The organism is Lentzea sokolovensis (assembly GCF_033949975.1).
Taxonomy (GTDB): Bacteria; Actinomycetota; Actinomycetes; order Mycobacteriales; family Pseudonocardiaceae; genus Lentzea; species Lentzea sokolovensis.
Map to the genome: position 1 here is coordinate 109,785 of NZ_JAXAVU010000001.1, position 19,723 is coordinate 129,507.

The 19,723-nt window shown below is 70.1% G+C and carries 23 protein-coding genes; 7 read left to right on the plus strand and 16 right to left on the minus strand.

The window, feature by feature from the left end; all coding sequences use genetic code 11:
* Positions 1 to 75: 75 nt before the first annotated feature.
* Positions 76 to 429, plus strand: a complete 354-nt coding sequence (locus tag SK854_RS00565) for an ArsR/SmtB family transcription factor (RefSeq protein ID WP_319972943.1) — start codon at positions 76 to 78, stop codon at positions 427 to 429.
* Here the strand turns inward: SK854_RS00565 and SK854_RS00570 are convergent.
* The 3 genes from SK854_RS00570 to SK854_RS00580 form a co-directional block, all read right to left on the minus strand.
* Complete coding sequence (locus SK854_RS00570) at positions 419 to 1,393, minus strand: ArsO family NAD(P)H-dependent flavin-containing monooxygenase (protein ID WP_319972944.1); 975 nt, start codon at positions 1,391 to 1,393, stop codon at positions 419 to 421. The two genes, SK854_RS00565 and SK854_RS00570, sit on opposite strands and share 11 nt — an antisense overlap.
* A complete protein-coding gene (gene arsB / locus SK854_RS00575) occupies positions 1,380 to 2,453 on the minus strand; it encodes an ACR3 family arsenite efflux transporter (protein WP_319972945.1) in 1,074 nt (357 codons plus the stop codon). Before arsB ends, SK854_RS00570 begins: the two co-directional genes overlap by 14 nt.
* Positions 2,454 to 2,521: 68 nt before the next feature.
* A complete protein-coding gene (locus SK854_RS00580) occupies positions 2,522 to 2,851 on the minus strand; it encodes an ArsR/SmtB family transcription factor (protein WP_319972946.1) in 330 nt (109 codons plus the stop codon).
* Positions 2,852 to 2,992: 141 nt separating this feature from the next.
* Between SK854_RS00580 and SK854_RS00585 the strand changes: the two genes are divergently transcribed.
* Positions 2,993 to 3,394, plus strand: a complete 402-nt coding sequence (locus SK854_RS00585; RefSeq protein ID WP_030476180.1) for an arsenate-mycothiol transferase ArsC — start codon at positions 2,993 to 2,995, stop codon at positions 3,392 to 3,394.
* Here the strand turns inward: SK854_RS00585 and SK854_RS00590 are convergent.
* Positions 3,391 to 4,578, minus strand: coding sequence for an MFS transporter (locus tag SK854_RS00590; RefSeq protein WP_319972947.1), 1,188 nt, complete (start codon positions 4,576 to 4,578; stop codon positions 3,391 to 3,393). The genes SK854_RS00585 and SK854_RS00590 overlap by 4 nt on opposite strands.
* Entirely contained in the window at positions 4,568 to 5,899 is a 1,332-nt protein-coding gene (locus SK854_RS00595) for an FAD-dependent oxidoreductase (RefSeq protein WP_319972948.1), read from the minus strand. The genes SK854_RS00590 and SK854_RS00595 overlap by 11 nt, the downstream gene beginning before the upstream one ends.
* A gap of 98 nt (positions 5,900 to 5,997) precedes the next feature.
* Between SK854_RS00595 and SK854_RS00600 the strand changes: the two genes are divergently transcribed.
* Genes SK854_RS00600 through SK854_RS00610 form a run of 3 tightly spaced genes read left to right on the plus strand, consistent with a single transcriptional unit; the run spans position 5,998 to position 8,409 of the window.
* Positions 5,998 to 6,834 (plus strand): helix-turn-helix domain-containing GNAT family N-acetyltransferase, encoded by an 837-nt coding sequence (locus SK854_RS00600; RefSeq protein WP_319972949.1) that lies wholly within the window; start codon positions 5,998 to 6,000, stop codon positions 6,832 to 6,834.
* A gap of 57 nt (positions 6,835 to 6,891) precedes the next feature.
* Positions 6,892 to 7,953 carry a flavin-containing monooxygenase gene (locus SK854_RS00605; protein WP_319972950.1) on the plus strand — a complete coding sequence of 354 codons (1,062 nt, stop codon included), beginning with the start codon at positions 6,892 to 6,894 and terminating at the stop codon, positions 7,951 to 7,953.
* 12 nt (positions 7,954 to 7,965) lie between these two features.
* Positions 7,966 to 8,409 carry an SRPBCC family protein gene (locus SK854_RS00610; RefSeq protein ID WP_319972951.1) on the plus strand — a complete coding sequence of 148 codons (444 nt, stop codon included), beginning with the start codon at positions 7,966 to 7,968 and terminating at the stop codon, positions 8,407 to 8,409.
* Between the two features lie 77 nt (positions 8,410 to 8,486).
* On the opposite strand, the gene SK854_RS00615 is transcribed toward SK854_RS00610, so the two are convergent.
* Genes SK854_RS00615 through SK854_RS00630 form a run of 4 tightly spaced genes read right to left on the minus strand, consistent with a single transcriptional unit; the run spans position 8,487 to position 11,954 of the window.
* A complete protein-coding gene (locus SK854_RS00615) occupies positions 8,487 to 8,849 on the minus strand; it encodes a hypothetical protein (RefSeq protein WP_319972952.1) in 363 nt (120 codons plus the stop codon).
* Positions 8,850 to 8,884: 35 nt separating this feature from the next.
* Positions 8,885 to 9,514, minus strand: coding sequence for a response regulator transcription factor (locus SK854_RS00620; RefSeq protein WP_319972953.1), 630 nt, complete (start codon positions 9,512 to 9,514; stop codon positions 8,885 to 8,887).
* Complete coding sequence (locus SK854_RS00625) at positions 9,511 to 10,791, minus strand: sensor histidine kinase (RefSeq protein WP_319972954.1); 1,281 nt, start codon at positions 10,789 to 10,791, stop codon at positions 9,511 to 9,513. The genes SK854_RS00620 and SK854_RS00625 overlap by 4 nt, the downstream gene beginning before the upstream one ends.
* 29 nt (positions 10,792 to 10,820) lie before the next feature.
* On the minus strand, positions 10,821 to 11,954 hold the full coding sequence (locus SK854_RS00630) for an acyltransferase family protein (RefSeq protein WP_319972955.1): 1,134 nt from the start codon (positions 11,952 to 11,954) through the stop codon (positions 10,821 to 10,823).
* Between the two features lie 154 nt (positions 11,955 to 12,108).
* Between SK854_RS00630 and SK854_RS00635 the strand changes: the two genes are divergently transcribed.
* Positions 12,109 to 12,300 (plus strand): hypothetical protein, encoded by a 192-nt coding sequence (locus tag SK854_RS00635; RefSeq protein WP_319972956.1) that lies wholly within the window; start codon positions 12,109 to 12,111, stop codon positions 12,298 to 12,300.
* A gap of 63 nt (positions 12,301 to 12,363) precedes the next feature.
* On the opposite strand, the gene SK854_RS00640 is transcribed toward SK854_RS00635, so the two are convergent.
* Entirely contained in the window at positions 12,364 to 13,128 is a 765-nt protein-coding gene (locus tag SK854_RS00640) for an SDR family NAD(P)-dependent oxidoreductase (RefSeq protein ID WP_319972957.1), read from the minus strand.
* Positions 13,129 to 13,213: 85 nt separating this feature from the next.
* Here SK854_RS00640 and SK854_RS00645 point away from each other — a divergent pair, with 85 nt between their 5' ends.
* Entirely contained in the window at positions 13,214 to 14,056 is an 843-nt protein-coding gene (locus SK854_RS00645) for a helix-turn-helix transcriptional regulator (RefSeq protein ID WP_319972958.1), read from the plus strand.
* Here SK854_RS00645 and SK854_RS00650 read toward each other — a convergent pair.
* The 6 genes from SK854_RS00650 to SK854_RS00675 are packed head-to-tail and all read right to left on the minus strand — an operon-like array spanning position 14,053 to position 19,704.
* On the minus strand, positions 14,053 to 14,811 hold the full coding sequence (locus tag SK854_RS00650) for a DeoR/GlpR family DNA-binding transcription regulator (protein WP_319972959.1): 759 nt from the start codon (positions 14,809 to 14,811) through the stop codon (positions 14,053 to 14,055). The two genes, SK854_RS00645 and SK854_RS00650, sit on opposite strands and share 4 nt — an antisense overlap.
* Positions 14,812 to 14,864: 53 nt before the next feature.
* A complete protein-coding gene (locus tag SK854_RS00655) occupies positions 14,865 to 15,794 on the minus strand; it encodes a carbohydrate kinase family protein (RefSeq protein ID WP_319972960.1) in 930 nt (309 codons plus the stop codon).
* Positions 15,794 to 17,080: an alpha-glucosidase/alpha-galactosidase gene (melA, locus tag SK854_RS00660; protein WP_319972961.1), complete on the minus strand. Its 1,287-nt coding sequence runs from the start codon at positions 17,078 to 17,080 to the stop codon at positions 15,794 to 15,796. Before melA ends, SK854_RS00655 begins: the two co-directional genes overlap by 1 nt.
* Positions 17,081 to 17,083: 3 nt before the next feature.
* Positions 17,084 to 17,905: a class II fructose-bisphosphate aldolase gene (locus tag SK854_RS00665; RefSeq protein ID WP_319972962.1), complete on the minus strand. Its 822-nt coding sequence runs from the start codon at positions 17,903 to 17,905 to the stop codon at positions 17,084 to 17,086.
* A gap of 3 nt (positions 17,906 to 17,908) precedes the next feature.
* Positions 17,909 to 18,796, minus strand: coding sequence for a 1-phosphofructokinase family hexose kinase (locus tag SK854_RS00670; protein ID WP_319972963.1), 888 nt, complete (start codon positions 18,794 to 18,796; stop codon positions 17,909 to 17,911).
* Positions 18,793 to 19,704: an SIS domain-containing protein gene (locus SK854_RS00675; RefSeq protein WP_319972964.1), complete on the minus strand. Its 912-nt coding sequence runs from the start codon at positions 19,702 to 19,704 to the stop codon at positions 18,793 to 18,795. Before SK854_RS00675 ends, SK854_RS00670 begins: the two co-directional genes overlap by 4 nt.
* Between the last annotated feature and the right edge of the window lie 19 nt (positions 19,705 to 19,723).

Genomic DNA, 19,723 nt, shown 5'->3' on the forward strand with positions numbered 1-19,723 from the left:
GGTCTACCTCCAGGCTGTATCGAAGTTTGTCTATGCAGTGTTGCGCGAAACCCCGAGTGCCGTCAATATTGAAATATGTCGAAGCAAGAGGCTGGCTGCTGCGCACCACTGCAGGAGGATCCGCTGGCAGCGGTTCAGGCTGCGGAGCTGTCGTCGATGTTCAAGGCGCTCGGCGACCCGGTGCGCCTGCGACTGCTGTCGATGATCGCTTCGGGACCCGATGCCGGGGTCTGCGTCTGTGAGCTGACCCCGGCGTTCGAGCTGTCCCAGCCCACGATCTCGCATCACCTCAAGCTGTTGCGGCAGGCGGGGCTGGTCGACTGCGAGCGCCGGGGCACGTGGGTCTACTACTGGGTGCGTCCGGAGACGACCGATCGGATGGCCGCGATGCTGAGCGGCGTGAGCGAACGGCGTGCGATCACGGCCTGATCGTCGCGGCGATCTTCGCGACCGTGGCCTTCGCGGTCGGCCCTACCCCGATGAGGGTCGCGGACGCGGGTCCGGTCCAGCCGCCGTAGCCGAGCAGATGCAGGCGCGGTTCTTCCGCTGCGGTAGTGCCGTCGACGGCGATGCGTCCCTTGGCGTCACGGAGTCGCAACGGCGCGAGGGGGCTCAGGGCGGGCCGGAATCCGGTGCACCACACCACGACGTCGGCCGCTGACAGGGCTTCGCTGTCCATCGAGGTGGCAACGAGCAGTCCGTTGTCGCGGGCTTCGCGCACGGACGGTACGGCCACGATGTCGCCGAGTTCGCCGACGCCGCCGCGCCGCGTCGCGATGTCGAACAGCGCTTTGCCGTCGATCTCGTCCGGCATGTACCGCGGCGGCCGGCGGGTCATCCAGGTCAGCTCGGTGTGCGGCGCGAGGTCGGCGGCGATCTGGGCGCCGGAGTTGCCGCCGCCGACCACCACGACCTTCTGCCCGGCGAACTCCAGCGGGTCGCGGTAGTCCACGGTGTGCAGCTGACGGCCGGGCAGGTCCATCAACGGCCGGAACGGCCGCCACCAGGTGCCGGTCGCGCTGATGACGTGCCGTGCGGACCAGGTCCCGGCATCGGCGTGCACCACCAGCCGGTCGCCGTCGCGGGTCACCGAGCCGACCTGAACAGGACGTTGAACGGGAATGTCGTAGCGCTTCTCGTACGCGGTCAGGTAGTCGACGACGTGCTGCGCCGTCGGGTATCCGTCCGAAAAGGACGGCATGGGCCGGCCCGGTAACGAGCTGTGCCGGGCAACGCTGAACAGCCTCAAGGAGTTCCACGTGAGCGGCCACGCCCCACCCGGCACGGGCTGGGCGTCCAGCACCACGTGGTCGATGCCCGCGCGGCGCAGGTAGAAGGCGGCGGCCAGCCCTGCCTGACCGCCGCCGATCACCACGACGTCAGACCTGAGCACGAGCCACCCATCGACGTCGGAGCCAGAGGCTGACGTAGACGAGCGCGACGAGCACCGGCACCTCGATCAACGGCCCGACCACGCCGGCCAGCGCCTGCCCGGAGGTCACGCCGAACACACCGATCGCGACGGCGATGGCGAGCTCGAAGTTGTTGCCCGCAGCGGTGAACGCCAGCGTGGTCGTGCGCTCGTAGGAGAGCCCGGAGGCCTTGCCCAGCGCGTAGGAACCGGCCCACATGATGGCGAAGTAGACCAGCAGCGGCAGTGCGATCCTGACGACGTCGAGCGGGCGGTTCGTGATGGTCTCGCCCTGCAGCGCGAACAGGATGACGATCGTGAACAGCAGTCCGTACAACGCGATCGGGCCGACACGTGGCAGGAACTTCGACTCGTACCAGTCACGGCCGCGGGTCCGCTCCCCCACCCTGCGGCTCAGGTAGCCGGCCAGCAGCGGGATGCCGAGGAAGAGGAGCACGGACTTGGCGATCTCCCACGCGGAGAAGTCCACCGACGCGGTGCCCAGACCGAGCCGGCCGGGCAGCAGGTCGAGGTAGAACCAGCCGAGCACGCCGAACATGACCACCTGGAAGACCGAGTTCAGCGCGACGAGCACCGCGGCGGCCTCGCGGTCACCGCACGCGAGGTCGTTCCAGATGATGACCATGGCGATGCAGCGCGCGAGACCGACGATGATCAGGCCGGTCCGGTACTCCGGCAGATCAGCGAGGAAGATCCAGGCCAGCGCGAACATCAGGGCCGGACCCAGCACCCAGTTCAGCACCAGCGACAGCACCATCGTGCGCTTGTCGCGGGTGACGGTGTCGAGCTTGTCGTAGCGGACCTTCGCGAGCACCGGGTACATCATCAGCAGCAGCCCCAGGGCGATCGGCAACGAGACGCCGTCGACCTTCACCGCGTCCAGCACGCCCTGCAGACCCGGCACGAACCGGCCCAGCAGCAGTCCGCCGAACATCGCGACGCCGATCCACACCGGCAGGAACCTGTCCAGGAAGGACAGTCGGTGCAGCACGTCCGGTGCCGCGGTTTCCTTGGTGCTCAACAGTTCTCCAGGGTGAGGGCAGGTGTCATCGCCCGACGACGGGTCATCGGTGGGCTCGGCCGTCCGGATCAGTCGCAGCAGGCGCCGGCGTCGCGCAGCGGTCCTCCCGGCGCCAGCACGGCAGCGAGGGTGTCGATCGCGGCGTTGTCGATGCGGTACCAGCTCCAGGTGCCGCGGCGCTCGCGGCTGAGCACGCCGGCCCGCACGAGGATCTTCAGGTGGTGGCTGAGCGAGGACTGCGGCATGTCGAACTGGTCGGCGAGGTCGCAGAAGCACGCTTCCTGACCCTCGGTCCGGCGCACCAGGCTGACGAGCTCGACGCGGATCGGGTCGCCGAGCGCCTTGAACAGGCGCGCGGCGGTCGTCGAGTCGAGCAGCGTCTGGTCCGGGCTCGTCATGACGACGACCATAGCGGCTTGGATTGACAAAAGTCGATACACGCAGTGTGATCTGCATCGACAAACTTCAGTTCAAGTAGATCTGATGTCCCGACGAGGGCGCCTCCCTCGTGAAACGCCACCCGCAACGAGGAGATGACCGTGTCCAAGACCCCCGAGGTGCTGTTCGTCTGCGTGCACAACGCGGGCCGCTCCCAGATGGCCGCCGCGTTGCTGCAGCACTACGGCATGGGCAGGATCGCGGTCCGCTCCGCCGGCTCGGCCCCGGCCGAGAAGGTCAACCCGGCCGCCGCCGAGGCGCTCGCCGAATGGGGCCTGGACATCACCGCCGAGGTGCCCTCGAAGCTCACGACCGAGGACGTCGAGGCGTCCGACGTCGTGATCACGATGGGCTGCGGCGACACCTGCCCAGTGTTCCCGGGCAAGCGCTACCTCGACTGGGAACTCGAGGACCCTGCGGGCCAGGGCGTCGACTCCGTCCGTCCGATCCGCGACGACATCGACCGCCGAGTGCGCGGTCTGGTCGCCGAACTGCTCGACTAACGCGGAACGCTGGCGGTCGACAACGCGGCCGCCAGCACCCCGATCGCGCCCAGCACGACGAACACCGCCGGATAGCCGCCGAGCCACGACGCCATGGCACTGCCCGCCCACGGTGCGATCGCCGCGGTCAGCATCACCGGCACCGCAAGCAGTCCGCTCAACTGTCCGTAGTGGACCGTTCCCCAGCGGTCGGTGATCGCCGTCGCCTGCACCAGTGTGAAGATCCCGCGTGTGACGCCTGCGAGCACCGAACCGGCGATCAGCAACAAGGCCGGACCGGGCACCACGCCCAGCAACGCGGTGATGACGGCGCTCGCCAGCAAGATCAGCGCTGTTCTTGTGCGCACCGAAGTCTTCGCGGTCAACCTGGCGTACCCCAGCCGCCCGAGGACCTGGCCCACCCCACCGAGGCCCAGGGCCACCGCGGCGGCCGACGTCGACATTCCGCGTTCGGTCAGCAGCGGCACGAGGTTGACCACGACCGCGTAGACGCTGAACGCCGCCAGGCTCATCGCCACCGTCAGCACGACGAAGGGCCTGCTCCGCGCGACCGCGGACGGTTGATGCTCCGCCTCGTGCTCGATCTCCGGCCACGGCAGTCGCAAGCCGAACAGATGCAGCGGAACCGTGGTGACAGCCAGGATTCCGGCCAGCACCAGGTACGTTCCGCGCCAGTCCAGATGCGTGTTCAGCACGGCCGTCAGCGGCGCGAACACCGTGCTGGCCAGCCCCGCCACCAACGTGAGCGCGGTCAGCGCCGACACCCGCCTCGCCCCGAACCAGCGGGTGAGCGCGGCAAAAGCGGGAGCGTAGAACACCCCGGCCATCGCGACACCGATCAGCAACCATGCCGCCGTGAACCACGCCAACGACTGCGCGGTGGCCACCATGACGAGCGCGGGGACCGCGATGATCGAACCGGTGGTCATGATGGCGCGAGGACCACGACGATCGAGCAGCTTGCCCACCGGCACGCCGACAAGCCCTGCCACGATCTGACTCGCCGAGAAACCCGCGGTGATCGCGGCCAACGACCACCCCGTCCGCGCGCCGATCGTCGGCAGCAGCACGGGGAACGCGTAGTACAGAATCCCCCAGCTGATGATCTCGGTGCTGCACAACACGATCAGCACACGACGCAGCCCGCCGTCAACGCCGGGCCGCGTCGTTGTTTCAGCGTGCACCGGCAGTGAGTCCGATCGTCAACTCGCTGTCCTCCGGCGAGCCGCAGCAGCCACCCTCGCTCTTCTGCTCCTCAGGCGCGTCGAACACACCGGCTCCGCCGCACACCCCGGTCTCGGGCAGCACGAGCTCGACGCGACCGGCCGCCTCGTGGTCACCGGAGATCGCGGCCACAACGGACCGCGCCTGCTCGTAGCCCGTCAGCGACAGGAAGGTCGGCGCACGGCCGTAGCTCTTCATGCCCACCAGGTAAACACCCGGCTCGGGGTGGCGCAGCTCGTTCTCACCATGCGGGTACACGGTGCCGCACGAGTGGACGTTCGGGTCGATCAGCGGCGCGAGCTTCGTCGGCGCCTGCAGCACCGGATCCAGGTCGAGCCGAACCTCCGACAGCCACGACAGATCCGGCCGGAACCCGGTCAGCACCACGATCTCGTCGATGCCCTCGACCTTGTGACCGTCGAACGACTCCAGCGTGAGGCTGCCGTCCGCCGCACGGTCGATCGCCGCCGTGCGGAACCCGGTGGCGGTCTCGATGCGGCCGGCTTCCACAGCCTTCCTGGCACGCAACCCCAACGCACCGCGCGCCGGCAACTGGTCGGCCTCCCCGCCACCGAACGCGTTGCCGACGGCTCCACGGCGCAACAGCCACACGATCTTCGTATCGGGCTCCTGCTCGGCGAGTTCCGCCAGCACCACCAACGCGGTCAGCGCCGAGTGCCCGCTACCGGCGACCGCGATCCGCTTGCCCGCGTAGCGAGCACGCTCGGCCACGAGGTCCGGCACCCGATAGGTGATCTGCGCGGCCGCTGCCTTCTCCCCCACCGCCGGAAGGCCGTCTCCACCCAGCGGGTTCGGCGAGCCGTAAGTGCCGGAGGCGTCGATCACCGCGCGAGCCGAGATCCGCTCCTCCCCCGTCGCCGTCTCCACGTGCACCGTCAGCGGCTCGTCCTCGCGCCCGGCGTCCACGATCCGGTCCCGCCCACGCCGCGCCACACCCACGACGCGCGCACCGAACCGCACCCGGCGACCCAGCACCTCGGCCAGCGGTCGCAGGTACTGCTCCGCCCACTCCCCTCCGCTGGGGTAGGCGTCACCGTCCGGCCGCACCCAGCCGGTCTCCTTCAGCAGCCGCTCGGCCGCCGGGTCGACCAGTTCGCTCCACTGCGAGAACAGCCGCACGTAGTTCCACTGCGACACAGCCGCACCGGCACGATCGCCCGCCTCCAGCACGAGCACCCGCTCGCCCCGTTCGACCAAGTTCGCCGCCGCGGACAAACCCGCAGGTCCGGCACCCACCACGACGACTGGCAACTCGCTCACCGCACACCCCTTGTATCGACGAACTTCAAATCAACACGGCGGACTCTATCGACCCGGATCGATTGACGCAACCATCGATTTGCGTCGATACTTCAGCCATGACGACCACAGCGGCCGCCCCGGCCGTGCTGCCTGCCGACACCGCCGCGACCTACGCGGACTGGTTCGCGTGCCTCGCCGAACCGACCCGCGTGCGCCTGCTGCACGCCGTCGCCACCGCGGGCCGCTCGATGACCGTCGGCGAGCTGACGGAGCTGCTCGGCATCAGCCAGTCCACCTGCTCGCACCACGTGCGCAAACTGGTCGAGGTCGGTTTCCTGCGCCAGCACAAGGAAGGCACCGCCACACACATCAGCGTCAACCCGTCGTGCTGCACCGGTCTCCCCCACGCCGCCGACGTCGTCATGGGCGTGCTCGCACCACGCCCGTGCTGCCCGGACAACCTCCCGGCAGACGTCCTGGTGCGCCCGCTGGAGATCACGGACTGGACCGCCGTGCGCCGCATCTACGGAGAAGGCATCGCCACCGGCGACGCGACCTTCGAAACCGAAGTGCCCCTGCGCAGAGCACTCGACGCCAAGTGGCTCCCGGACCACCGCTGGGTCGCCGAGGTCGACGGCCAGGTCGCGGGCTGGGCCGCCGCCACCGCGGTGTCCACACGGGACTGCTACTCCGGCGTCGCCGAGACGTCCGTCTACGTCGGCGCGGACTTCCGTGGCCGAGGTGTCGGCAAGGCCTTGGTGCACAAGCAGGTCAACGCCGCAGACGACGCTGGCCTGTGGACGTTGCAGACCTCGATCTTCCCCGAGAACCGCGCGAGCCTCGCCTTGCACCACTCCGCGGGTTTCCGCACCCTCGGCGTCCGCGAACGCATCGCGCAGCACCACGGCGTGTGGCGCGACACCGTCTTCCTCGAACGCCGCACAGCCAACTAACACCCAACCGACCACTCATCCGTCGCCGTGCTCGGCGACGGCTACTTCGAGGTGCCCATGAACAGCCACGACGCCATCGTGATCGGCGCCGGCCAGTCCGGCCTCGCTGCCGCCCACGCCCTCGTCGCACAAGGCCTGCGACCGCTCGTACTAGAAGCCGGCGACGAGCCCGTCGGCTCGTGGCCGCACTACTACGACAGCCTGACCTTGTTCTCTCCAGCCAGGTACAGCGCCCTGCCGGGGATGCCGTTCGGCGGAGATCCTGAGCGCTACCCGCATCGCGACGAAGTCGTCGACTATCTCCGCGCCTACGCCGCACAACTCGACACTGGCATCCGCACCGGACAGCGCGTCGCAGAGGTGGTGCGCGACAACGGCTTCCGAGTCACCACGACTGACGGCACCAGCTTCACCACACCGATCGTCATCGCCGCCACCGGCGGCTTCGGCAACCCGCACCGACCAGCCGTGCCCGGCCTCGACGACTTCCCCGGCACCGTCCTGCACGCCGCGCAGTACCGCTCACCCGAGCCGTTCCACGACCAGCGGGTCGTCGTGGTCGGTGCCGGCAACTCCGCGGTCCAGATCGCGGCAGAGCTCGCCGAGCACACCCACGTCACCCTCGCGACCCGCAAGCCGGTGAAGTTCTCCGCCCAACGCCCGTTCGGACGCGACCTGCACTTCTGGCTCGACCGCACCCGCCTCGACCACCTCCCGATCGGCCCTTGGCTGCCCGACGGCTTCACCACTCCAGTCCTGGACACCGGCATCTACCGCGCCGCCCTCGACCAGAACCGCCCAGAGCGACGGCAGATGTTCACCGCCCTGGAGGACTCGAAGGTCATCTGGCCAGATGAGCAGCGCGACCACGTCGACGCTCTCATCCTCGCCACCGGATACCGCCCCGACCTGCCGTACCTTCGCGCACTCGGCACCGAGCACGACCGCGGCGTGTCCCGCCACCATCCAGGCCTTGGCTTCGTGGGAGTGGAATGGCAACGCAGTCTCTCGTCGGCGACCCTGCGAGGCGTCGGCCGCGACGCCACCCAGGTGGTGCGCCGCCTGCTCATTACGGACGCCCGTCGATCCGGTCGTCATGCACGGCTCTGCTTCCGGTGATTGGCTGGGAAGGTGCCGAAGAGAAGCATTTCCGTTGTCGCAACCGTGCCCGCGCCCGCCGAACAGATCTTCGACGTGCTGGCCGACCCGTCGAGGCATCCGATGATCGACGGGTCCGGCTCGGTCCGTGCTCCGCGACCAGACGCCCCGGACCGACTCGCGCTCGGCAGCACGTTCGGCATGGACATGAAGATCGGTCTCGCGTATCGCATCGAGAACGTCGTGGTCGAGTTCGAGGAGAACCGGCTGATCGCGTGGCGCCACTTCAACGGCCACCGCTGGCGCTGGCGGCTCACGCCGCTGAGCGACGGCACCACCGAGGTGACGGAGACGTTCGACTGGTCCACCGCGCGTCTTCCGCTGCTGCTCGACCTGTCGCCCGTTCCCCGGCGCAACAAGGCGGCGATGGAGCGCTCGCTGAACCGGTTGTCAGCGCTCTTCGGTGCGACCGCCTGAACCGCCCTGCGTTCGGCGACGGTCGTACCCGCGACGGCACGGTTGGCTGCTCGTGTCGTCCTCTCACGGCACTTCGCCTACGGCGCCGCGACCGCGATCGCAGTGATCACGTGGATGACACTGGCAAGAGCAGGAGCCACGGTCATGCGGGCCTCGCGCCGACTTGCGCCGATGGCGGCGTCCCCGGCCTGGACGACCGCGGCGGTGATCAGCACCAGTGCGCTGACCGTTCCGGACGCGAGGAACGGCACCACGCAGACGAGGAGTCCCAGCGGCACTCCCCTGACCGCGTACATCCACGCGTAGAAGCGCTCGCCCGTGGTCGGTGTGCTCTCGTGACTCAGGGCCGACGGCCGGACAACCGCCACGATCGCGAACCCGGTGGACACCAGGGAGACGACGCCGTTGAGCACGGCCAACGAGATCATTCCCGCACTCATGTGACCCCCTGCTCAGCATTGCCCATGATCGGTCGTCAGTCCTGAGACTTCAGGTAGCCGCGGGAGAACGCGGCGGCCACGGCGGCTGCCCGGTCGTTGACGCCCAGCTTCGCGTAGACGTGCAGCAGGTGCGTCTTGACCGTCGTCTCGCTGATGTAGAGCCGCTTCGCCGCCTCGCGGTTCGTCGAGCCCTGGGCGATCAGCGTCAGCACCTCCAGCTCGCGCTGGGACAGCGGCGCCGGGGCTGGTTTGCGCACCTGTCCCAGGAGTCTGGTCGCGACGGCGGGTGAGAGCACCGCCTGTCCGCGTGCCGCGGCCTCCACCGCGCGGACGAGCTCCTCCCTCGGTGCCTCCTTGAGCAGGTAGCCGGTGGCGCCGGCTTCGATGGCCGGCAGCACGTGGCTGTCCGTGTCGTACGTGGTGAGCACCAGCACCCGTGACGGCACCCCGCGCTTCGCCAGCTCCCTGATGGCGGCGACGCCGTCGGTTCCGGGCATCCGCAGGTCCATGAGGATCACGTCGGGGCGGAGGCGCTCCGCGACCGTGACCGCCTCCGCGCCGTCACCGGCTTCGCCGACCACCTCGAAGCGCGGATCGGCACCGAACATGCCTCTCAGTCCGTCGCGCACCACGGGGTGGTCGTCGACGATCAGCAGTGAGATCAACTCTCGCTCCCGACGGGGATCGCGGGCACCGTCACCGTGATCGCGGTGCCTTCACCCGGCTCGGACTCGACGTCCAGCCGCCCCGCGAGACGCTGCACCCGCTGCCGCATGCCGGCGAGGCCGAAGCCCCCGTCCGCGGAGCTGCCGGGGCGCTTGGCGTCGGGCAGGAAACCCACTCCGTCGTCCAGCACGTCGAGCGTCACCAGGTCCTCCATGTACGACAGGGTCAGGGCGACCCGACCGGCTCGTGCGTGCTTGGCGACGTTGGCGAGAGCCTCCTGCGCGGTCCGCAGGAGTGCCACCTCGACGTCGGTGTGCATGGGCCGGGCGTCGCCGGTCGTGGTCAGCACCGCCTCGACGTGGTGCACCTCCGACCAGCGCTTGGCCACGTCGCCGATCGCGTCCGGGAGGCGGGCGTCCGCCAGCGCGGACGGTCCCACCGCGAGCACCGTCCGGCGGGCCTCGGTGAGGCTGTCGCGGGCCAGGTCCATCGCGTTCGCCACGTGCCGGCGCGACACCGCCGGTTCGTCCAGGGCCTGCTCGGCGGCCTGGAGCTGGGTCAGGATGCCGGCCAGGCCCTGGGCGAGGGTGTCGTGGATCTCCCGCGCCATCCGCTGCCGCTCGTCGAGCACGCCGGCCTCGCGGGCACGCACCAGCAACTGAGCGTGCAGGCCCGCGTTCTCCGCCAGTGCGGTCTCCAGCTCGGCGTTGGCCTTGTGCAGCTCGGCCAGCGCCCGCTTCTGCCCGTGGTTGCGCCGGTCGGACATCACGTCGGCGTAGAAGGCCACCGTGGCCATCACCGTGGTGAGCGCGCTGACGGCAGGCCAGGTCCACCACTCGTCAGCCGTGATGTTGTCCGATCCGCCCACGTAGGAGACCGCCGAGACCGCGGACGTGACGGCCACGCCGACGTAGCGCCACCGGCCCTTCAGGTACTGGAAGGCGTGCACGTAGCCGATGAAGGCGAAAAAGCCGAACCAGGGCGTGAGCAGCACCAGGCAGGCGGTCAACGCCACGAGCCCCGCGTAGTAGAGGCCCATCAGCAGGATGTTGCCGTGCAGCTCCGGGTGGAACGTGTGGAACCACATGACCCACGCCGTGAGCACGGCCGCGAGCCCGAGCACCCCTGGAAGGTGCACCGGCGCGTCCCAGAGCGGCTGCAGCAGAGCGAACACGACGCTGATCGCCAGCAACGGGTACGGGAGGACCTTCAGGACCGCGGACTCCTTGCGCTCCCAGCGGTCGAACTCCTCGCGCAACTCGGCCTCTACACCCACGACCTGCATGATCGCACGCCCGCGCCCGGCTACAGCGTTGCCCGTACGGCAGGCACGCGGCGCAGAGCGCCCGAGATCGCCCAGCTCCCGACCGCGGCGATCACCAGCGTCAGCAGGAACTTCGGCACGGGTGCGGCGTCGAGTCGCAGCAACGCCGCCTCGACGCCGACGATGAGCGGCGCGTGCACGAGGTAGACGGCGAAGGCGTTGTCGGCGAGGTAGCGGCGGAACCGCGACGTGCCGGCGGCGAAGCGTGCGAACGCGCGGAGCAGGACCAGGATGACGCCGACCGCGAACAGCGACTCCGACAGGGCCAGAGCCAGGTGGACGAGGTCGTGGCCGGCGAGGGCACCGGACGTCCCGAAGCCGCGGTAGCCGCCCAGCGCCAGCGGCACGAGTGACACCACCACCAGGAGCACGCCGAACCAGCCGGACCTCCGCGGCGGCGTCGCGAGCCAGTGGTGGCGGTACGCCGCGATGCCGACGGCGAAGAGCAGCACGTACTGCGGCATGTAGGCGGGGGTGGGCAGTCCGAGCACCTGCTCCTTGGTGCCGTGAGGGACGAAGATCCGCCAGGCGTAGGTGACCGCGCTGAGAACCAGCACGAAGGCGAGCACGTCCCGCCGCCGCAACGGTCGTGACCGCGCCGGCTCCGCGGCCGCGCGCAGGTACCGCGACAGTGCGTATGCGAGAGAGAAGATCAGCAGCAGTTCGAGGAACCAGGCGGGCCCCACCTCCCAGGTTGTGAAGTAGTGGACCGCGAAGGACGGCCGGGTCGCGGCCGGAAGGTTGACGTAGTCCGGCAGAACGAAGAGCGGACGCAGCAGCACGACGAACCCGAGGAAGGGAATCCCGAGCCGCTTCAGACGTTCGACCGCGAAGTCGCGCGGCCCTCTTCGGTCGACCGCGCCGGGTGCGAAATATCCGGACAGCAGGAAGAAGAACCCCATGAAGAACGTCTGGTTGACCACGAGCAGCAGGTCCAGCGGTCCCGACCCGGGCGACGAGGCGGACGGTTGCCACTTCGGCCAGGCGTCGAGACTGCTGTGGGGAACCGCGGAGTGGTGCGCGACCACCAGGAGGGTCAGGAAGACGCGAAGGTTGTCGATGTAGGAGATGCGTGCCGGACGTGAAGTGCTGATGACGTCGAGGTGTGGAGTCACAGGGCAACGGCTCCCCTGGCGAACTCGATGATGACCATGTGCGAAAGCCTGCTGCCCGCGGCGGCGCGCCGGATCGACCACGCGGGCGGGGATCACCGCGGACGCGGTAGGACCCTCCATCCTCCGATCGGAGGATGGAGGGGAGGGCAGCGACGTGTGTGGAAGGCGCCCTCGAAGGTCAACTCAGGACCAGGCGATCGCTGACCGGCGGGCCTGGCCGAAGCTGACGGTCGAGACCAGGGCATTCAGCACCTGGACGCAGGAGACGATCGACGTGTACGCCGAGGCCGACGGCCACGCGGAAGTGCACGCCGAGCAGTGGTTCGTCATCGACGCAAGCACCTGATCGACCCTGCAGAGCGAAATCGGGCGGCACCGGCAGAACCGGTGCCGCCCGATTTCGTGACGGTCAGGCGCCCGCGCCGCCGTCGACCGGCACGATCGCGCCGTTCACCATCGACGCCCTGTCGCTGAGCAGCCAGGCCGCCACCTCGGCGACCTCGTGCGGTTCGGCCATGCGACCGGCGGGGCTCGTCGCGGTGATGTGCGCGGTGACACCGGGGGTGGCCGCCTCCCACTCGTCGATCATCGCCGTCGCGGTGCCGCCGGGGGTGATGCCGTTGACCCGGATGCCCTCCTTGCCCCACGTCACGGCGGCGCTCTCGGTGAGGCTGTTGAGTGCGCGCTTCATGGCGCCGTAGGCGGGCAGCACCGGGTTCGCGCGGCGGCTGCCGATGCTGGAGGTGTTCACGATCGCGCCTCCGCCGCTGCGCCGCATGAGAGCTGCTTCGGCGGTCATGGCGGTCCAGTGGCCGCGGAAGTTCACCGCGAACTGCTCGTCGATCTCGTCGTCGGTGGTCGTGTCGAGCGGGCCGGGCTGCTGGACGACCGCGCCGTTGTTGAAGGCGCCGTCGAGTCGTCCGTGCAGCTTCTCGATCTCGTCGACGGCGGAACGGATGCTCGCGCGGTCGGCGAGGTCCATCGTGATCGCGTCGGCGGTGCCGCCTTCCGCGCGGATCTCGGTGACGACGCGGGTCAGGGCGTCGGTGCCGCGGGCGGCCAGCACGACGGCCGCGCCTTCCCGGGAGAAGAGCCTGGCGGCGGCCTCGCCGATGCCTCGGCTGGCGCCGGTGACGAGCACGACCTTGCCGGTGAGAAGTCCGTTGTTGTTCATGACACCAGCTTCGGCCCCGCCAGGAGGCGGAGACAGGCACAGGCTGTACCAGGCTGAGCCACCACCCGGCGCGGATACTCGGAGTATGGACAAGCAGCAGCTCGGCGCGTTCCTGCGAAGCCGGCGTGAGCGTCTCCGGCCGGAGGACGTCGGCCTGCCCGCGGGGCCACGCCGCCGGACTTCCGGTCTGCGCCGCGAGGAAGTGGCCGTTCTCGCGCACATCTCGACCGAGTACTACGTCCGTCTCGAACAGGGCCGGGCGCCGCGTCCGTCGGCCGAGGTGCTCGCCGGGCTGGCGAGCGCGCTGCGGCTCACGGACACCGAGTCCGACCACCTCCACGTGCTCGCGGGCACGGCGCCGAGTCGTACCGGGAGGCATCGGCGTGATGTCCGGCCCAGCATTCTCGCGCTGCTGGACCGGCTTCCGCAGACTGCCGGGTTCGTCGTGTCGGCGGCGTTCGAGGTGCTCGCGTGCAACGACCTGATGGCCGCGTTGATGGAGGACTTCCGCGAACTCGCGCCGCAGGACCGCAACCTCGCGCGCCGCGCGTTCCTGGGGCCGCAAGGGCTGTACGGGGTTTCGGACGCCGCCGAGTTCCGGCATCACGTCGTCATGCAGCTGCGGACGACTCTCGCGCGCTATCCGACCGATCCCGTGGTGTCCGGGCTCGTGGACGAACTGCGCGAGGGCAGTCCGGAGTTCGCGCGGCTGTGGGAGCGGCACGACGTGCAAGGGGAAACGGTGCTCACGAAGACCTTCCGGCACCCGCTCGTCGGAGAGATCACCGTCGACTGCGACTCGCTCGCGCTCACGGACAGCGACCAGCACCTCGTGCTCTACAGCGCGCCGCCCGGATCTCGTGACGCCGAGGCGCTGGCGTTGCTGAACGTGCTGGGAGCACAGGACTTCACGGGTTCGAGCTCCTAAGCGACGACGACCTCGACTCCCGCCGCCCGCAACCGGTCCAGCTCCTCCGCGGGCGCGGAGGAGTCGGTGATCAGCACGTGCACGTCGGAGATGGCGGCGATGCGGGAGAACGCGCGCTTGCCGACCTTCGACCCGTCCGCGAGCACGACCACCTTGCCGGCGGTGCGCAGCAGGCAGTTGTCCGTCTGCGCCTCGACCTCGTCGTGGGTGGCGATGCCGGTGCGGGCGTCGATGCCGTCGACGCCGAGGAAGACCAGGTCCAGGCTGATGCCGGCGAGGGCGCGGTCAGCGAGCGGGCCCACCAGCTCGTAGCTCTCCGGGCGCACGCCGCCGCCGGTGACCACCAGGTCGATCAACGGGCGCGGGCACAGGTCCGAGGCGATGTTGAGCGCGTTCGTCACGACCTTCAACGGCCTGGAGACCGCGAGCAGGCGCGCGAGTTCGGTGGTCGTCGTGCCGCCGTTGAGGCCGACCGAGTGGACGGACTCGGTCACGAACCGCGCGGCCGCCTCGGCGATCTGGCGCTTCTCCTCGCGACGGCCGACCCGGTAGCGCAGCGGCAGCTCGTAGATGACCTCGACCGCGACCGCGCCGCCGTGGGTGCGTTTGAGCAGCTTCTGCTCTTCCAGCGACTGGAGGTCGCGGCGGATCGAGGCGACGGACGTGTCCAGGTCTTCCGCGAGCCCGGTCACGCTCACCGAGCCCGCGTCCGCGAGCTTGCCCAGGATCGCAGCAAGACGCTGCTCTTGACGCATCCGATCACTATAACGCATGAATCGTGCTCGATTTGGCACCTATTGCGGCTTATTCACGCACTTTGCGTGCTCGTTATCTCGACGTTCCGCGCGAGTGCCGCTGCTTCGACGAGGGTGGGTTGCGCAGCCACTCCCCCGGCCCCGCGCGTCGACAACGCTCCGGCGGCGGCGCCGAGTGCCATGGCGGCGCGGAGATCCCGCTCGGTCAGCCAGCCCGCGAGGAAACCCGCGTCGAACGAGTCACCGGCGCCGACCGTGTCCACCGGCTCCACGGCGGCCAGACGCACGCTGATCCGTTCCGGCCCTTGCAAAGCGACACAACCGTCCGCGCCCGCCTTGACGACCGGTACGGGTCCGGCGTCCGCGAGCACCGGTAGCGGGTCGGAGGCACCGGTCAGCGCGACCGCCTCGGCCCGGTTGGGCAGCACGAAGGTGCACTGCGCCAACAGATCCGGGTGCAACGCCCAGCCGCCCGACGGGTCGTCGTTCGTGTCGAGCGAGGTCGTGGCACCGGAACCGCGAGCTGCCCGGAACACCTCGGGCAGACCAGCCGCGAGACGAGGCTGCAGGAAGTACGACGCCGAGTGCACGTGCCGGGCCGCGACCTCGGGGAGGTGCTCGGGCCCGAACGCCGCCAGGCATCCCTGCGCCGTCAGGATCGCGCGGTCCCCGCCCGCCCGGTTGAGGCAGACGGTCAACGCCGTCGGCAGGTCCGGGTGGCGGACGCACGCGCTGATGTCGACGCCCGCGGACTTCAGCTCGTCCAGCACGAAATCACCCGCCGCGTCCCGGCCGACCATCGCCGCGAGACCGACGGCCAGTCCGAGCCGGGCGGCGCCGTGCGCGACGATGGCCGCCGAGCCTCCGAGCGCGAGAACCCCTTGCTCCACCAGGGTCTCCGCCTGACCGTACGCGGGAGTGCCCGGAGCACCGAAGACCAGCACGTCCGGGTTCGCGTCACCCACGACCAGCAGGTCCAGCATCAGGCACCTCGCAGGGCAGTGGGCAGCAGGTCTCCGTGCGCGGCCGTCATCGCGGTGACGAGGTCGCTGATCTGGTCGACGGTGAGGGCCGCGGCGGTCGCCGGATCGCACAACGCGGCGTGCCGGACGTGGTCCGGATTGCCCTCAACGGCCGCGGCCACGGTCAGGTCGACCACGTTGAGGAAGCTCCGGTTCACGGCGGCCAGCTGGCGGGGCAGATCGCCGACGCGGTGCGGGTGCACGCCGAGGCGGTCGAGGGTGGCGGGCACCTCCACGGCGGCGCCCTGCGGCAGGTTGGAGATCAGGCCGCGGTTCGCGACGTTCACCTGGATCGTGCGCTGCCGACCGGTGACCAGGCTGTGAATCACCTGCGGCGCATACTCGACGGCGTCGTCGGCCAGCGGAGGCAACGACTCCCCCGCGGCCAGTGCGTCCCTGGTCTTCTCGTACGTGGCGACGTTCTCGGCGCTGATGGTCGCGTAGTTGCGGATCGGGATGCGCAGTCGCTCCACTTCGGACTGATGCTTCAGGTACCACGGCACGTACTCGGAGGAGTGCTCGCTGGTCTCGGTCGGGTAGCGGCCGAGTCTGCGGTACAGGTCGACGCGCACCCTGCGGGCCAGTTCCGGGTCGGCCTCGATGGCGGCGTCGAGCGCCGGGTAGAGGTCGCGGCCCTCGTGCTGCCACCGCAGGATCCACGCCTGGTGGTTCACGCCCGCGGACAGGAAGTCGACCTCCTGGTGCGGAACCCCGACCAGTGCGCTCAGGTCGTGGATCGTCCAGTACACCGAGTGGCACAGGCCGACCGCCTTCAACCGCGGGGCGACGGTCGCGAGGTACTGGATGTTCATCGCCATCGGGTTGGTGTAGTTCAGCAACCACGCGTCCGGGCACACCGCGAGCATGTCGGCGGCGAGCCCGTCGAGGAACGGGAAGGTGCGCAGGCCGCGGAAGATCCCGCCGATGCCGAGCGTGTCCCCGATGGTCTGCCGCAGGCCGAACGACTCCGGCACGTCGAAGTCCCGCAACGTCGCCGCGTGGCCGCCGATCGCGACCATGTTGACGACGACGTCCGCGCCCTCCAACGCTTCTCGGCGCGACAGCGAGGTGCGGATGTGCGCTCCGCCGGCCAGCCGGGCCAGTGCCGCCGCGACCTCCAGCCGTTCCGGGTCGATGTCGTGCAGCGAGATCGAACAGTCGGCGAGTTCCGGGAACGTCAGGAGGTCGCGGAGGAGCTGGCGGGTGAACTCGACGGAACCCGCGCCCACGAACGCGATGGTGAACATTGATCAGCCTTCCAGTACCCGGATGAGCCGAGCGACCTCGGCGGACATGGCCTCACGTCCGGCGCCGAGGTAGCGCCGGGGGTCGACGAGCGTCGGGTGGTCGTCGAGCACGGTCCGCACGCTCGCGGTGAAGTGCTTGTTGAGCTGCGTGGCGATGTTGATCTTCCACATCCCGGAGCGCACGGCGGCCGCGAGGCTCTCGTCGGCGACACCGGAGGACCCGTGCAGCACCAGCGGCACCGGGACGGCCCTGTGCAGCAACGCGATCAGCTCGAAGTCGAGCTCGGCGTCACGGGTCAGCATGGCGTGCGACGAACCGACCGCGACGGCGAGGAAGTCCACTCCGGTCGCGGCCACGTACGCGGCGGCGTCGTCCGGGTCGGTGCGCACGCCCGGTGCGTGCACGCCGTCCTTGCCGCCGATCTCACCGAGTTCCGCCTCGACGCCGACATCGGCCTCGTGGCAGCGGCGCACGACTTCGGCGGTGCGGGCGACGTTCTCGTCGTGCGGACACGCGGAGGCGTCGAACATCACCGACCCGAACCCGATCCGCACGGCCTCGTGCACGAGGTCCTCGGACGTCGCGTGGTCGAGGTGCACCGCGATCGGGGTGGACGCGGAGGCGGCGACCGACAGCGCGGCGGCACCGATCGGACGCAGAGAACCGTGGTAGCGCACGGCGTTCTCGCTGATCTGCAGCACCACGGAAGCGCCTGTCTCCTGCGCCGCGGCGGCGATCGCCTCGGCGTGCTCGACCTGGATCACGTTGAACGCGGGCACCGGTGCGGGCCCGCCGATCATCTCTCGAAGCTGGACCAACGGCATTTTCTAGTCCTCGTGAACTTCTCTGGGCGTGATGTCCGCCCGGTGCTGGTCGTAGAAGGCGCGGTCGAAGTCGCCGGCGAGTGGGGCGCGCACGGCCGCCGCGGACAACGCGACCGCTTCGGCGAGGCGCCGCGGCCACGGCAGGTGCCAGGCGGCGACCAGCGCGGCGACGGCGGCGTCACCGGCGCCGGTCGGGTTGCCGGTGATCACCTCGGGCGGAGCCGCCGTCCACACGCCCTCGCAGGTGTACGCGGTCATCCCTTGTGCACCGTCGGACACGAGTGCGGCGGCCGCACCGAGAGCCAGCGGATCGTCCACTTCGGACGCTGCCGTGAGCTCACCGCGGTTCGGGGTGATGACGGCGGGTCCGGCGGAGGCTCCCGCCGCCAGCGCGGAACCGTCCGCGTCCAGCACCACCGGCACGGACGCCGTGCGCACGAGCGTCGCGTAGGCGTCGACCGGCAGTCCTTTCGGCAGTGACCCGGACAGCACCACGACGTCGGCGACGGCGGCGAGTTCCCGGTAGTGGCCGAGGAAATCCGACCACTCCCCGGAGGTGACCGATGGGCCAGGTTCGGCGAAGAGCGTCGCCTGCCCGGACTCGGCGACCACGGTGACCGTGCGCCGGGTCTCCCCCGCGATCGGGAACATGGCTTGCGGCACCCCGGAAAGCACGAGGTCGTCGCGCAGTGCCGCACCCGCGCCGCCACCGGCCAGCCCCGTGGCGAGCACGGGCACGCCGAGCGCGTGCAGCACTCGTGCCACGTTGACACCCTTGCCACCCGCCCGGACGGCGACGTCGGTGACGCGATGAGTCGCGCCCGGCCGCAGCGCGCCGACCCGATAAGTGACGTCGAGTGCCGCGTTGAGCGTGACGGTCAACGCCCTCATGGCGTGCCGTCGAGGATCACCGACCGGGTCAGGTTGCGCGGGGTGTCGGGGTGCAGTCCCCGCATCAGCGCCACCTCCACGGCGAGCCGGTGCACCGCGACGAGTTCGGCGAGCGGGTCGCGGTCGCGGGCGATCCACCGGCCGCCGACGCCGGCGACGGCGAGTTCGAGGCCTTCCGGCGCGGTGCCGAACACCCAGACCAGCGAGCTCTCGTCGGTGATCGCGATCGGCCCGTGCCGGTACTCGGCGGCCGGGTAGGACTCGGCCCAGCTCAGCGACGCCTCGCGCATCTTCAGCGCGGCCTCGGCGGCCAGGCCGGTGGTCCAGGGCGCGCCGCCGAGGAAGGTGAACTGGTTGCGTTCCACCAGGTCCGGGGTCAGCGGGTCGGCGAGGGCCTGTTCCGCGTCGAGGATCGCGCGCTCCAGGTGTTCGCCGAGGTGGGCGCGCAGCAGCACGAGCGCGGTCGTCGCGAACCGCGTCTGGACGACGGAGCGTTCGTCGGCGAACTCCAGCGCGACCACCTGGTCGGCCAGTTCGGTCACGGGTGTGCCGGGGGTGCCGACGATGGCCGTCGTGGGCACCCGCAGCCGCCGCAGCACGTCGATCACCTCCGTGGTGGTGCCGGACCTGGACAGCGCCACGACGCGGTCGTAGGTGCGGCTGAACGGGAACTCCGAGGCGGCGAACGCGTCGGTCTCGCCCAGTCCCTCGTCCTCCCGCAGCCGGGCGTAGGCCTGGGCCATGAAGAACGACGTGCCGCAGCCGACCACCGCGACGCGTTCACCGGGTGCGGGCAGCGCGGCGACGACGGCGGGGTCGGTGGCGAGCGCGACGGCCCGGCGCCAGCAGGCGGGTTGGGAGGCGATCTCGGCGGTGGTGTGCAGCTGCGCGGCGGAACTGGTGTGCATGGCGGATTCCTTTGGTTGT